Raw genomic sequence first — 501 nt, 5'->3', positions numbered from 1 at the left:
CGTTGAGCAATTTAAAGACCCGGAGATCGCCAAGCTGTTTGATACCAACGGTGACGGCAAAGCGGATCTGATCGGTTGTGCGCCCGGTTGGGGTTGCGAAGCCTCCATCAACCATCACCTTCAGGCTTACGGATTGAGCAACACGGTCGAACATAATCAGGGTAATTACGCCGCGATGATCGCGGATGCCATTACCCGTTATAAAGAAGGCAAGCCTATCTTCTATTACACCTGGACACCGTACTGGGTCAGCGATGTGTTGGTGCCGGGTCGCGATGTTGTCTGGTTACAGGTGCCTTTCTCTTCTCAACCGGGAGAAATGAAAGGCTCCAGCACCAAGCTTGCCAACGGCAACGACTACGGTTTCCCCGTGAATAATATTCGTATCGCAGCCAACAAAGCGTGGGCCGAGAAAAATCCGGCTGCTGCCAAGCTGTTTGCCATCATGAAACTGCCGTTGGCCGACATCAACGCGCAGAACATGCGGATGCGCAGCGGGGA

The 501-nt window shown here is 53.7% G+C and carries 1 protein-coding gene; it reads left to right on the top strand.

The annotated features are described in order from the left end of the window. On the top strand, nucleotides 1–501 hold a 501-nt coding region (proX, locus tag J5224_RS35525; protein ID WP_264629450.1), incomplete at both ends, for a glycine betaine/L-proline ABC transporter substrate-binding protein ProX.

The sequence above is a fragment of the Candidatus Symbiopectobacterium sp. NZEC135 genome, from assembly GCF_025962695.1.
This window is presented reverse-complemented; position numbering and strand designations above follow the sequence as displayed.